This is a genomic window from Alteromonas gilva, from assembly GCF_028595265.1.
Lineage (GTDB): Bacteria > Pseudomonadota > Gammaproteobacteria > Enterobacterales > Alteromonadaceae > Alteromonas > Alteromonas gilva.
Genome location: NZ_JAQQXP010000001.1, coordinates 884,249 through 898,133, shown reverse-complemented (window position 1 = coordinate 898,133; position 13,885 = coordinate 884,249). Strand labels below are relative to the sequence as shown.

Annotated in this window: 8 protein-coding genes; all 8 read right to left on the bottom strand. The window is 47.9% G+C overall.

The features are described from left to right. Positions 1-32 precede the first annotated feature (32 nt). Positions 33-2,129, bottom strand: coding sequence for an elongation factor G (fusA, locus tag OIK42_RS04005; protein ID WP_273638496.1), 2,097 nt, complete (start codon positions 2,127-2,129; stop codon positions 33-35). Positions 2,130-2,153: 24 nt separating this feature from the next. Next, entirely contained in the window at positions 2,154-2,624 is a 471-nt protein-coding gene (gene rpsG / locus OIK42_RS04000) for a 30S ribosomal protein S7 (protein WP_273638495.1), read from the bottom strand. A gap of 74 nt (positions 2,625-2,698) precedes the next feature. Further along, positions 2,699-3,073 carry a 30S ribosomal protein S12 gene (gene rpsL / locus OIK42_RS03995; protein WP_071980814.1) on the bottom strand — a complete coding sequence of 125 codons (375 nt, stop codon included), beginning with the start codon at positions 3,071-3,073 and terminating at the stop codon, positions 2,699-2,701. Positions 3,074-3,375: 302 nt separating this feature from the next. Then, on the bottom strand, positions 3,376-7,554 hold the full coding sequence (gene rpoC, locus OIK42_RS03990; protein WP_273638493.1) for a DNA-directed RNA polymerase subunit beta': 4,179 nt from the start codon (positions 7,552-7,554) through the stop codon (positions 3,376-3,378). 75 nt (positions 7,555-7,629) lie between these two features. Then, a complete protein-coding gene (rpoB, locus tag OIK42_RS03985) occupies positions 7,630-11,658 on the bottom strand; it encodes a DNA-directed RNA polymerase subunit beta (RefSeq protein WP_273638492.1) in 4,029 nt (1,342 codons plus the stop codon). Positions 11,659-11,940: 282 nt separating this feature from the next. Then, the gene (gene rplL / locus OIK42_RS03980) at positions 11,941-12,315 is read right to left on the bottom strand and encodes a 50S ribosomal protein L7/L12 (protein ID WP_273638491.1); all 375 of its coding nucleotides are present in this window, start codon (positions 12,313-12,315) and stop codon (positions 11,941-11,943) included. 57 nt (positions 12,316-12,372) lie between these two features. Then, positions 12,373-12,891: a 50S ribosomal protein L10 gene (gene rplJ / locus OIK42_RS03975; protein WP_273638490.1), complete on the bottom strand. Its 519-nt coding sequence runs from the start codon at positions 12,889-12,891 to the stop codon at positions 12,373-12,375. Between the two features lie 297 nt (positions 12,892-13,188). Beyond that, positions 13,189-13,884, bottom strand: coding sequence for a 50S ribosomal protein L1 (gene rplA / locus OIK42_RS03970; RefSeq protein WP_273638489.1), 696 nt, complete (start codon positions 13,882-13,884; stop codon positions 13,189-13,191). Position 13,885: the final 1 nt, after the last annotated feature.

Here is a 13,885-nt window from a genome sequence, read left to right as displayed (position 1 = left end):
CCCAATAGCAGACCGGACCGAACCTTCAAATATTAGCTTCGTGCCTCAATGATTGCTTTCGCCACGTTGCTGGGCGCTTCTGCATAGTTGAAGAACTCCATTGAGTAGGAGGCGCGCCCCTGCGTGGCTGAACGCAGGTCAGTAGCATAACCGAACATTTCCGAAAGTGGCACCTTTGCCCGAACAATTTTTATTCCGGCTACGCCTTCTTCCATTCCTTCAATCATACCACGGCGACGGTTAAGGTCGCCAACAACGTCACCCATCCAATCTTCCGGAGTGGTTACTTCAACATTCATCGTGGGCTCCAATAAAACAGGATTCGCTTCTGCTGCACCTTTTTTAAAGCCCATTGAACCGGCGATCTTAAACGCCATTTCAGAAGAGTCAACATCATGGTAAGAGCCGTCAAATAAAGTTACCTTTACATCGAGAACAGGATAACCTGCCAGCACACCATTTTGCGTTTGCTCCTGAATACCTTTGTCAACCGAAGGAATAAACTCTTTAGGGATCACGCCGCCAACAATTTCGTTAACGAACTCATAGCCCTTGCCTTCTTCCTGCGGTTCAATACGCAGCCAAACGTGGCCAAACTGACCGCGACCGCCTGACTGACGAACAAACTTGCCTTCAACTTCTACTGTCTTACGGATAGTCTCGCGATAAGCGACCTGCGGATTACCAACGTTACATTCCACATTAAACTCGCGTTTCATGCGGTCAACGATGATATCGAGGTGTAATTCACCCATGCCAGATATAATCGTCTGGCCGGTTTCATCATCCGTTTTTACCCGGAACGAAGGGTCTTCAGCGGCTAATTTGCTCAGCGCGATACCCATTTTTTCCTGGTCTGCGGTAGATTTTGGCTCAACGGCTATCGAAATAACCGGATCCGGGAATTCCATCCGCTCCAGTGTGATCACGTTGTTCGGATCACACAGGGTGTCACCTGTGGTGACGTCTTTCATACCGATCGCAGCGGCGATATCACCGGCACGCACTTCTTTTAATTCGGCGCGGTCTTTAGCGTGCATTTGCACAATACGGCCAAAGCGCTCGCGCTTTCCTTTGACAGGGTTAAATACGGTATCACCGGTATTTACCACGCCAGAGTAACAGCGGAAAAACGTCAGCGTGCCAACAAACGGGTCGGTGGCGATCTTAAACGCCAGGGCTGAAAACGGTTCGCTATCATCGGCGTGACGCTCGCCTTCGCTGTCGTCTGGTAATATGCCTTTGATTGCCGGCACGTCATCCGGTGCGGGCAAATAGCGCACAACGGCGTCGAGAACCGCTTGTACACCTTTATTTTTAAACGCACTACCGCATGCGGCCAGCACGATTTCATTTCTTAATGTGCGAACACGAAGACCTTCATGAATTTCTTCTTCAGTCAGTTCTCCGCCTTCTAAATACTTGTCCATCAGTTCATCGTTAGCTTCTGCGGCCGCCTCAATCATTTCTGAGCGGTATTTTTCTGCTTTGTCTAACAATTCAGCCGGAATCTCTTCGTAAGTAAAGGTCATACCCTTATCTTCGGCATTCCAGTTAATGGATTTCATTTTAATCAGGTCAATCACACCGCTGAACTCTTCCTCGGCGCCGATATTAAGCTGAATGGGTACACAGTTGGCACCTAAGCGCTTACGGATTTGACCAATAACCCGTTCAAAATCCGCCCCGGCACGGTCCATCTTATTCACAAAGACCATGCGCGGAACGTGATATTTATCTGCCTGTCGCCAGACAGTTTCTGATTGAGGTTCAACACCAGAAGACCCGCAAAATACCACTACCGCACCGTCCAGCACACGCAATGAACGCTCTACCTCAATGGTAAAGTCAACGTGTCCTGGGGTATCGATAATATTAATGCGGTGCTGATCAAACTGTTGCTGCATCCCGGACCAGAAACAAGTGGTAGCCGCAGAGGTAATCGTAATTCCCCGCTCCTGCTCTTGTTCCATCCAGTCCATGGTTGCAGCGCCATCATGCACTTCACCAATTTTATGCGATAGCCCGGTATAAAAAAGTACGCGTTCCGTTGTGGTAGTTTTACCCGCATCAACGTGCGCAACAATTCCTATATTCCGATAGCGATCTATTGGAGTCTTACGTGGCATACATCTCTCTCAGTTAAACGTTGATTACCAACGATAGTGTGCGAACGCTTTGTTCGCATCGGCCATACGGTGTACGTCTTCACGTTTCTTAACCGCTGAACCTTTGTTGTCACTTGCATCAAGCATTTCGGCAGCCAGGCGCTGAGCCATTGACTTTTCGCCACGTTTACGTGCCGCTTCTACCATCCAACGCATACCCAGTGCATTACGACGAACAGGACGAACTTCTACTGGTACCTGATAAGTTGAACCACCTACACGACGTGATTTAACCTCAACAGTAGGACGAATGTTGTCCAGTGCTTCTTCGAATACATCTAAGTGTGCCTTGCCGGTTTTTTCAGCAACAATATCAAGCGCACCGTAAACGATCTTTTCAGCTTTCGATTTCTTGCCGTCGAGCATTACGACATTCATGAATTTAGCAAGTAATTGTGAACCAAATTTTGGTTCTGGTAGGATTTTACGTTGACCTACGACTCTTCTTCTTGGCATCTTCTATTCTCCGTGGAATTCAGGGATAACCCAAAACTCAATTAATACAGTTTGGCCTTACTAACGGAGAACCGTTAAGACTTGGGCCGCTTGGCGCCGTACTTAGAACGGGCCTGTTTACGATCGTTTACACCGGCGCAGTCAAGTGTACCGCGAACTGTGTGATAACGAACACCTGGCAAGTCTTTTACACGACCGCCACGGATAAGCACAACGCTGTGTTCCTGAAGGTTATGGCCTTCACCACCGATGTATGAAGACACTTCAAAACCGTTGGTTAAACGAACACGACATACTTTACGTAATGCTGAGTTTGGTTTCTTAGGCGTAGTGGTATATACACGAGTACATACACCACGTCTTTGTGGACACGCCTGCAGTGCAGCTACGTTGCTTTTTTCAACGGGCTTTCTGCGTGGCTTGCGCACTAACTGGTTAACTGTTGCCATTAACTAGCTCCTGATTAAAAACTACAAAAACCCGGGCATTTGTCCGGGTCGATTAAATGCGACTTTTGTTCATCGCCAGACCATATGCTCGTTACGATCTGTGCGGCGTTGATAGTAAAAACCGCGCCGAATTGGGCTGGCTCGTTGCCGGTTACCTTTTTTCGGGTCGCGGAATATTAAAGATCAATGCCTTTGCTGTCAAGCTGTACAAAGGTTAACCACGGAATTAGCGTGTATTTCCCCTGCTACAGATGAAAAATGGGGCACCATCTTACGATGATGCCCCACCTGCATTACTTCGCTTAATCTTCTGACGAACTGTCTGAAGATACTTCGGCGTTCAACGCTTCCGTTAATGCCTGTTCTGCTTCAGCAGCAGATACTGACATTTCAGCTATTTCTTCGTGACGACGTTGTGCACGTTTTTCGTGATACGCAAAACCGGTACCCGCCGGGATCAGGCGACCAACGATAACGTTTTCTTTCAGACCACGTAAGTCGTCTTCTTTGCCCTGTACCGCCGCTTCGGTGAGTACGCGAGTGGTTTCCTGGAACGATGCCGCAGAAATAAATGACTCTGTCGACAACGAGGCCTTAGTAATACCCAGTAACTGTATTTCATACAGTGCAGGTAATTTACCGGCTTTTTCCATTTCGCGGTTAGCAATCTTAACCGCAGCCACTTCCACTTGCTCGCCTTCGAGGAATTGTGTATCGCCAGGCGCAGTAATCATACACTTACGCAGCATCTGGCGGATTACCACTTCGATGTGCTTATCGTTAATTTTTACGCCCTGCAGACGATAAACTTCCTGAACTTCGTTGACGATGTAGTTAGATACCGCACTCACGCCGCGCAGACGCAGAATGTCATGTGGTGACTCAGGACCATCGGCAATAACTTCACCTTTTTCAACGTTCTCACCTTCGAATACGTTAAGCTGACGCCATTTCGGAATCATCTCTTCGTACGGGTCGCCGTCTTTCGGTGTTATTACCAAACGTTTCTTGCCTTTGGTTTCTTTACCAAAACCAATCATACCTGAGATTTCTGCCAGGATAGCCGGCTCTTTAGGCTTACGCGCTTCGAACAAGTCAGCAACGCGCGGCAGACCACCGGTAATATCCCGTGTCTTCGAGCTTTCCTGAGGTATACGTGCCAGCACGTCACCTTCGTTAGCCACTTTACCGTCAGCAGCTTCGATTGTGGTAAAGCTTGGCAGACGAATTTCCTGCAAACCATACTCTTCACTTTCGAGGATCAGCTTCGGTTCTTTGGCATTAACCTTAGATAAATCTTTAACTACTACACGGGTCAGACCGGTCAGTTCATCCTGCTGCATCTCGGTATTCGAGTCGTCAATATCAGCAAATGATATTTTCGATGAACGCTCAAGCACGATCGGGTGACTATGCGGATCCCAGTTAGCGACAACATCACCGGCTTGCACCGCTGCACCGTCGTCTACTGTCAGAATCGCACCGTAAGGCACTTTATAGCGCTCTTTCTCACGACCCTGCTCGTCGGTCATCGTCAGTTCTGTTGAACGCGATACGATAACCAGTTTACCGTCGCTATTCTTAACAAATTTGGCATTGTGCAGTTTCAGGTTACCGGCAGTTTTTACCTGTACACTGTTTTCTGCAGACGCCCGCGATGCGGCACCACCAATGTGGAAGGTACGCATGGTAAGCTGAGTACCTGGCTCACCGATAGACTGTGCGGCAATAACACCCACAGACTCGCCGCGACCAACCATGTGACCGCGTGCCAGGTCACGTCCGTAACAGTTAGCACACACACCGTAGTCGTTATCACAGGTGATAACCGAGCGTACCATCATCTGGTCAACGGAGTTTTGCTCCAGCATATCTACCAGATGCTCATCGAGCAGCGTATTACGCTCAACCAACAGTTCGTCGGTACCCGGTGCATAAACATCTTCAGCAACTACACGGCCCAATACACGCTCACGCAGTGGCTCTACTACGTCACCACCTTCAATCAGCGGTGTCATCAGAACACCTTCGTAAGTACCGCAGTCATCATTGGTAATAACCAAATCCTGTGCTACGTCTACCAGACGACGCGTCAGATAACCTGAGTTAGCTGTTTTAAGGGCGGTATCGGCAAGACCTTTACGCGCACCGTGAGTAGAGATGAAGTACTGGAGTACGTTCAGACCTTCACGGAAGTTAGCGGTAATCGGCGTTTCGATGATTGAACCATCCGGCTTGGCCATCAGACCACGCATACCCGCCAACTGACGAATCTGTGCGGCACTACCACGAGCACCGGAGTCAGCCATCATATAAACCGAGTTAAATGATGCTTGCTCTTCTTCTTCGCCCTTGGCATTGATAACGATGTCGGTCTTTAAGTTATCCATCATCGCCTTGGCGACTTTTTCGTTGGCGTTAGACCAGATATCGATAACTTTGTTGTAGCGCTCACCAGCGGTAACAAGACCACTCTGGAACTGCTCCTGAATTTCGATCACTTCAGCTTCGGCTGCATCGATGATGTCTTTCTTGGCATCCGGGATAACCATATCGTCGATACCAACTGACGCACCAGCGATCATCGCGTAGTGGAAACCGGTATACATGATTTGGTCAGCAGCGATTACCGTATCTTTCAGACCCAGAGTCCGGTAACAAGCATTCAGCAAGGCTGAAATTTGCTTTTTACCCATTGCCTGGTTGATGATTTCAAACGGCAAACCTTTAGGCAGAATCAACGAGAATATAGCACGGCCAACAGTCGTATCGGTCAGCGTGACTTTTTCAGTCTTGCTGCCATCTTCCGCCACATCGTATTCCGTAATACGCACTTTAACGCGTGCGTGTAATTCGGCATGGCCAGTGCGGTAGGCTTTTTCAGCTTCGTGCGGACTGGTAAACATCATGCCTTCGCCCAAACCGTTAACTTTGTCACGAGTCAGGTAATACAGGCCTAATACAACGTCCTGTGAAGGTACGATGATTGGCTCACCATTGGCTGGTGACAGAATGTTATTGGTCGACATCATCAGCGCACGGGCTTCAAGCTGCGCTTCAATGGTCAGTGGTACGTGTACCGCCATTTGGTCACCGTCGAAGTCGGCGTTATAAGCCGCACAGACTAACGGGTGCAATTGAATCGCTTTACCTTCAATGAGGGTCGGTTCAAATGCCTGGATACCCAAACGGTGAAGTGTAGGTGCACGGTTCAGCAATACCGGGTGTTCACGGATAACTTCATCCAGTACGTCCCATACTTCCGGCGCTTCGCGCTCTACCAGCTTCTTGGCAGCTTTAATAGTTGTCGCCAGGCCACGGCCTTCTAATTTACCGTAGATAAACGGCTTAAACAGCTCAAGGGCCATTTTCTTAGGCAGACCACACTGGTGTAAACGCAGTGTCGGACCAACGGTAATTACAGAACGGCCTGAGTAGTCAACACGCTTACCAAGCAGGTTCTGACGGAAACGACCCTGCTTACCTTTGATCATATCGGCAAGTGATTTCAGCGGACGCTTGTTAGAACCGGTAATGGCACGACCACGACGACCGTTATCTAACAGTGCATCTACCGCTTCCTGCAACATACGTTTTTCGTTACGCACGATGATGTCAGGTGCCGCCAGGTCTAACAGACGCTTAAGACGGTTGTTACGGTTAATAACACGGCGATACAAATCGTTCAGATCAGAGGTCGCAAAGCGGCCACCATCCAGTGGTACCAACGGACGTAAGTCAGGCGGTAATACCGGTAGCACTGTCATGATCATCCACTCTGGCTTGTTACCAGACTGTTGGAATGACTCAAGCAGCTTAAGACGCTTGGTGATCTTCTTACGCTTGGTTTCTGAATTGATTGACGGCAGCTCTTCGCGCATCGCAGCAACATCGGCATCAACGTCGAGCACTTTGAGCAAATCGTATACCGCTTCGGCACCCATTTTGGCTTCAAACTCATCGCCGTGCTCTTCGAGGGCGTCAAGGTATTCTTCTTCGCTCAATAGCTGACTGCGTTCCAGAGTAGTCATACCCGGCTCAGTGACAACAAATGATTCAAAGTACAATACGCGCTCAATATCACGCAGTGTCATATCCAGCATCAGGCCGATGCGAGACGGTAATGATTTTAAGAACCAGATGTGTGCAACCGGGCTTGCCAGCTCGATGTGACCCATACGCTCACGGCGTACTTTTGTCAGGGTCACTTCAACACCACATTTTTCGCAGATTACACCACGGTGCTTAAGACGCTTGTATTTACCACACAAGCACTCATAGTCTTTAACCGGACCAAAAATGCGCGCACAGAACAAGCCATCGCGTTCTGGTTTAAAGGTACGATAGTTAATCGTCTCTGGTTTCTTAACTTCACCAAATGACCATGAACGAATCATGTCAGGTGATGACAGACCGATTCGAATATTATCGAACTCTTCGGTCTTGTTTTGTTGTTTTAGAAACTTTAATAAGTCTTTCACAATACTCTCCCGGCGGAGTCAGTCTCTATGGCCCGGTTACCCGGGCCAACTCAATCAATAATGGCGCACGCCTGCTTAGTGTTCTTCCAACTCGATATTAATACCGAGTGAGCGAATTTCTTTAAGCAGTACATTGAAGGATTCAGGCATGCCTGGCTCCATTCTGTGATCACCATCAACGATGTTCTTGTACATTTTGGTACGGCCGTTAACGTCATCCGACTTAACAGTAAGCATTTCCTGCAGAGTATATGCAGCACCGTATGCTTCCAGGGCCCACACTTCCATCTCACCGAAGCGCTGACCACCGAACTGTGCTTTACCACCCAGCGGTTGCTGTGTAACCAGACTGTATGAACCAGTAGAACGAGCGTGCATCTTATCGTCTACCAAGTGGTTCAGTTTCAGCATGTACATGTAACCCACGGTTACCGGACGTTCGAATGTACGACCCGTACGACCGTCGAACAACGTAATCTGTCCGCTCTCCGGTATATCCGCCAGTTTTAGCATCTCTTTGATTTCAGATTCACGAGCACCATCAAATACTGGTGTCGCAACTGGAACCCCTTTACGCAGGTTATCGGCAAGACGCAATACTTCGTGATCGGTAAAGGTGCTGATATCAACCTGCTGCGGGTTATCCCCCAGTGAGTAGATTTCCTGCAGGAAGTCACGCAGTTTCTGCATTTCTTCTTGCTCTTTGAGCATCTTGTCAATCTTCACGCCAAGACCGTGAGCCGCCATACCTAAATGGGTCTCCAGGATCTGACCGATGTTCATCCGCGACGGTACACCCAGTGGGTTCAATACGATATCAACCGGCGTGCCGTTTTCATCGTAAGGCATATCTTCAACCGGAATAACCGTTGAGATAACACCTTTGTTACCGTGACGTCCGGCCATCTTATCACCAGGCTGGATGTGACGTTTAACTGCAAGGTAAACCTTCACAATCTTAAGTACGCCAGGTGCCAGGTCATCGCCCTGAGTGATCTTGCGACGCTTAACTTCAAATTTCTTATCGAAATCGGCTTTAATTTCGTCGTGCTGCTGACCAATCTGGTCAAGATCGCTTTGCAGATCGGCATCGCTCAGCGGGATATCAAACCACTTCTCGCGTGGCAAGCTATCCAGCTTCGCCTGATCGGTACCAGCTTTGAGCAACAGGTTCTGCGCACGGGCAAAGATACCGTCAGCCAGAATATTGAATTCATCAGACAGGTCTTTCTTAACCTGACGTAACTGCATGTCTTCAATTTCCAGTGCACGCTTGTCTTTCTCAACGCCATCACGGGTAAATACCTGTACATCGATAACCGTACCATGTACCGAGTTAGGTACACGCAGTGACGTATCTTTTACGTCAGAGGCTTTTTCACCGAAAATAGCACGTAACAGTTTCTCTTCCGGGGTAAGCTGAGTTTCACCTTTAGGTGTTACCTTACCAACCAGAATATCGCCGCCTTTCACTTCTGCACCAATGTACACAACGCCAGACTCATCCAACTTGCTAAGTGCAGACTCACCGACGTTAGGAATATCAGAAGAAATTTCTTCCGGACCTAACTTGGTATCACGCGCAATACAGCTTAGTTCCTGAATATGAATCGTGGTGAAACGGTCTTCTTCGGCAACGCGTTCTGAAATCAGAATCGAGTCTTCGAAGTTGTAACCGTTCCAGGGCATGAACGCGATACGCATGTTCTGCCCTAACGCCAGATCACCTAAATCAGTTGAAGGACCATCCGCCAGTACGTCTCCGGCTACGATTGGGTCGCCAACATTACAGGTTGGGCGTTGGTTAATACAGGTGTTCTGGTTAGAACGGGTGTATTTATTCAGATTGTAAATATCGATACCGGCTTCACCGGCAAACATTTCATCTTCGTCAACTTTTACTACGATACGGCTGGCATCAACATAGTCGATAACACCACCACGCTTAGCGACCACGGTTACACCGGAGTCAACAGCAATGGTTTTTTCCATACCGGTACCTACCAGCGGCTTATCAGCGCGCAGAGTTGGTACTGCCTGACGTTGCATGTTTGCACCCATCAGAGCACGGTTAGCATCATCGTGTTCCAGGAACGGAATGATACTCGCTGCAATTGAAACGATTTGCTGAGGCGAAACGTCCATGTACTTAATGTCTTCTTTAGGCATTAAGGTGGTTTCACCACGGTGACGACATGGGATCAGGTCGTCCATCAGTTCAAGATTATCCGTCAGTGCTACGTTAGCCTGGGCAATCGCGAACTGACCTTCCTCAATCGCAGATAAATAATCGATTTCATCGGTTACTACGCCGTCGACGATGCGTCGGAATGGCGTTTCCAGGAAACCAAAGTCATTGGTACGGGCAAAGCTCGCCAATGAGTTGATCAAACCGATGTTTGGACCTTCAGGAGTTTCGATAGGACATAGACGACCATAGTGGGTCGGGTGTACGTCTCGAACCTCAAAGCCAGCACGTTCACGGGTCAAACCGCCCGGACCTAAGGCAGAAATACGACGCTTGTGCGTTACTTCTGACAGCGGGTTGTTCTGATCCATAAACTGTGAAAGCTGTGACGAGCCAAAGAATTCTTTCACTGCTGCCGAAATAGGCTTAGCGTTAATCAGATCCTGCGGCATGATATTATCAAGATCGCCTAAACTTAAGCGCTCTTTCACGGCACGTTCAACACGAACCAGGCCAACACGGAACTGGTTTTCAGCCATCTCGCCAACAGAACGGATACGACGGTTACCCAAGTGGTCGATATCGTCAACTTCGTCTTTACCGTCACGGATAAGAATCAATTGCTTCATTACCGCAATGATATCTTCTTTATCCAGGGTACCGCTGCCGGTCAGTTCATCACGGCCTAAACGGCGGTTGAACTTCATACGGCCTACTGACGACAGGTCATAGCGTTCATCAGAGAAGAACAGGTTGTCGAACAGGGTTTCTGCTGCATCTTTCGTTGGCGGCTCACCAGGACGCATCATACGGTAGATTTCTACCAGTGCTTCCAAACGGTTCGTTGAGCTGTCAATACGCAGCGTGTCAGAGATATACGAACCATGATCCAGTTCGTTGATGTAAAGGGTAGTGAACTCTTTAATGCCTGCCTGGCTCAATGCGGCCAGACTTTCCAGAGTCACTTCTTCATTAGCGTTTACCAGTACTTCACCGGTTTCTTCGTTAATGAAACCCTCGGCGTACACACGGCCGACCAGATATTCAACGGGTACTTCTAATTCGCTGATACCGGCTTTTTCCAACGCACGGGTGTGACGGGCCGAGATACGACGACCAGATTCAACCAGTACGTTATCTTCGCCATCAAGAATATCGAATTGGGCAGTTTCACCACGCAGGCGATCAGGCACCACTTCCATCATCATCTTGTTGTCGGCAATGCGGACCTGGATCTTGTCGAAGAAGGTATCAAGAATTTCTTCTGTACCCATTTCCAACGCGCGTAAAATAATCGTTGCAGGCAATTTACGGCGACGGTCAATGCGCACAAACAGGTTGTCTTTCGGGTCAAACTCAAAGTCTAACCAAGAGCCACGGTAGGGGATTACGCGTGCATTATAAAGCACTTTACCCGACGAGTGCGTTTTACCTTTGTCATGATCAAAGAACACACCCGGGGAACGGTGCAGCTGAGAAACGATAACACGCTCAGTACCATTAATGACGAACGTACCGTTCTCTGTCATTAAAGGAATCTCACCCATGTACACTTCTTGTTCTTTAATATCTTTTACAGTACCGGGTGCTGCTTCCTTGTCGAATAATACCAGACGCAGTTTCACTCTTAACGGCGCAGAGTAGGTAACGCCGCGGATTTGACATTCTTTAACATCAAAAACCGGTTCGCCGAGGCGATAACTCACATATTGTAATTCTGAATTGCCAGAGTAACTTTTTATCGGAAACACTGAACGGAATGCTGCTTCCAAGCCGTATTGACCGTCCGGATCGATATCAATAAACTTTTTGAAAGAATCTAGCTGGATTGAAAGAAGGTATGGAATTTCCAATACCTGTGGGCGTTTGCCAAAATCCTTACGGATACGTTTCTTTTCGCTATAAGAGTAAACCATGGGTTCCTCAGCCTGCTGATTTTAGACCCAACCTGTTGCCAATAACTTAACGGCAACAAACTTCCAGTACCCTTTCACAGGGAACAATCAATTAGCATACACCAAAATTTAACCAATTTTTAGTTAACTTGTTGGTTTATTACTTTATTTATTATTCCAAGTGGTGGCGCATGGTGTATACAGTCAAGGGTAAAAACCTGTACACCCTACAGCGCAAAAAGGCTGGTGGTCAAAAAAACCACCAGCCTGTGCCATTTCTGGCAAGCAATCTGCTAAAGCAAATTACTTGATTTCAACTTCTGCACCGGCTTCAGTAAGCGCTGCTTTCAGTTCTTCTGCTTCTTCTTTGCTTACGCCTTCTTTGATAGCTTTAGGAGCAGATTCAACTACTTCTTTAGCTTCTTTCAGGCCAAGGCCAGTCGCGCCGCGAACTGCTTTGATTACTGCAACCTTGTTTGCACCGAATGAAGTCATAACAACGTCAAATTCAGTTTTCTCTTCAGCAGCAGCTGCTTCACCAGCTACAGCAGGACCAGCAACTGCAACAGCAGCAGCAGATACGTTGAATTTTTCTTCGGCTGCTTCGATCAGTTCAACCAGTTCCATTACTGGCATTTCAGCGATCGCGTTTAAAATATCTTCTTTAGTTAGAGCCATTTTCTCTAAACTCCTGGGATTAAAATGTTAAAAAAATCAATATGCCAAAAACGCCAATTACTTGGTGTCTTTGACCGCCGCCAATACACGCACAAACTTGCCAGGTACTTCGTTGATGGTACGAACGAATTTCTCGGCAGGTGCTTTGAAGGTTGCAAGTAGTTTCGCAAGCGCTTCGTCGCGGGTAGGCAGAGACGCCACTGCATCCAGTTTTTCTGGACCAAGCAGACCACTACCAATCGATAAAGCAGTAACTTTAAGCTTATCGTTAGTCTTACCGAAGTCTTTAAAAAGACGAGCTGCACCGCCTGGTGCATCGATAGAGAAACCATAAATAAGCGGACCAGTTAAGGCGCTATCTAAATCTGAAAATTTGCTATCTGCTAACGCACGCTTGGCCAGAGTATTACGTACAACCTTAAGGTATACGCCTTGCTCACGGGCTTTTACGCGCAGATCAGTCAGATCGGCAACTTCCATCCCACGGTATTCAGCAACGGCTACGGATAGAGCGCGAGATGCAACATCGGAAACCTCTGCTACGATCTCTTTTTTTGCTGCTAAACCTAGTGCCACTGAGTTCACCTCTTAAAATCTGATTAAGCCAGTTATCAACCTAATCAGGGTTCACAGATTGATGTCTTCACCAATTGAAGACACCGCTCTACGGTGTTTTTATCCCAGAGAGTCTGAGTCCAAACCACCGTCTGCGCAGGCTTGCTTGATTAAGTGACACATTAGCGTAAAAGTTCTCTTACCTCTTTTACTGTGTCACGCCTGCGGTCTAGGACGGGAGCCAATATTCGCTGTGCGATATAATGGCTCCAACCCAAAACCGGAGAGAATACCGGTACTACATACCGGTAAGGGGCATTACAGGCCCACAGTACCTTTATCAAGAACAACGCCGGCACCCATTGTAGTGCTTAGGCTAACTTTTCTGATGTAAGTACCTTTAGCTGACGAAGGCTTAGCTTTCTTCAGGGCTTCCAGTAATGCTTCTAAATTTTCCTGGATTTGATTTGCTTCAAAAGCAATCTTACCAATGCTGGCGTGGATAATACCGTTCTTATCGTTACGGTAGCGCACCTGACCCGCTTTAGCATTCTTAACTGCTGTTGCTACGTCTGGTGTTACAGTGCCAGTTTTAGGGTTAGGCATCAGACCGCGTGGACCTAAGATTTGACCCAGTTGACCAACAACACGCATCGCGTCAGGGCTGGCAACAACCACGTCAAAGTTCATTTCGCCTTTCTTAACCAGTTCTGCTAAGTCGTCCATACCAACGATGTCGGCACCGGCAGCTTTAGCGGCTTCAGCGTTTGCACCTTGCGTAAATACGGCAACGCGTACTTCTTTACCCGTACCGTTTGGCAGTACTGTTGCACCACGAACGTTCTGGTCAGATTTCTTGGCGTCGATACCCAGATTTACAGCTACGTCTACGCTTTCAGCGAAGTTGGCAGTAGCCAACTCTTTAAGCAGAGCAACGGCTTCGTTGATGTCATACTCTTTAGTCGCATCAACTTTTTCACGAATAATACGTGCACGTTTAGTTAATTTAGCCATT

Coding starts and splice junctions, on each gene's coding strand:
- fusA (WP_273638496.1), bottom strand. CDS start 2,129: ATGCCACGTAAGACTCCAATAGATCGCTATCGGAATATAGGAATTGTT.
- rpsG (WP_273638495.1), bottom strand. CDS start 2,624: ATGCCAAGAAGAAGAGTCGTAGGTCAACGTAAAATCCTACCAGAACCA.
- rpsL (WP_071980814.1), bottom strand. CDS start 3,073: ATGGCAACAGTTAACCAGTTAGTGCGCAAGCCACGCAGAAAGCCCGTT.
- rpoB (WP_273638492.1), bottom strand. CDS start 11,658: ATGGTTTACTCTTATAGCGAAAAGAAACGTATCCGTAAGGATTTTGGC.
- rplL (WP_273638491.1), bottom strand. CDS start 12,315: ATGGCTCTAACTAAAGAAGATATTTTAAACGCGATCGCTGAAATGCCA.
- rplA (WP_273638489.1), bottom strand. CDS start 13,884: ATGGCTAAATTAACTAAACGTGCACGTATTATTCGTGAAAAAGTTGAT.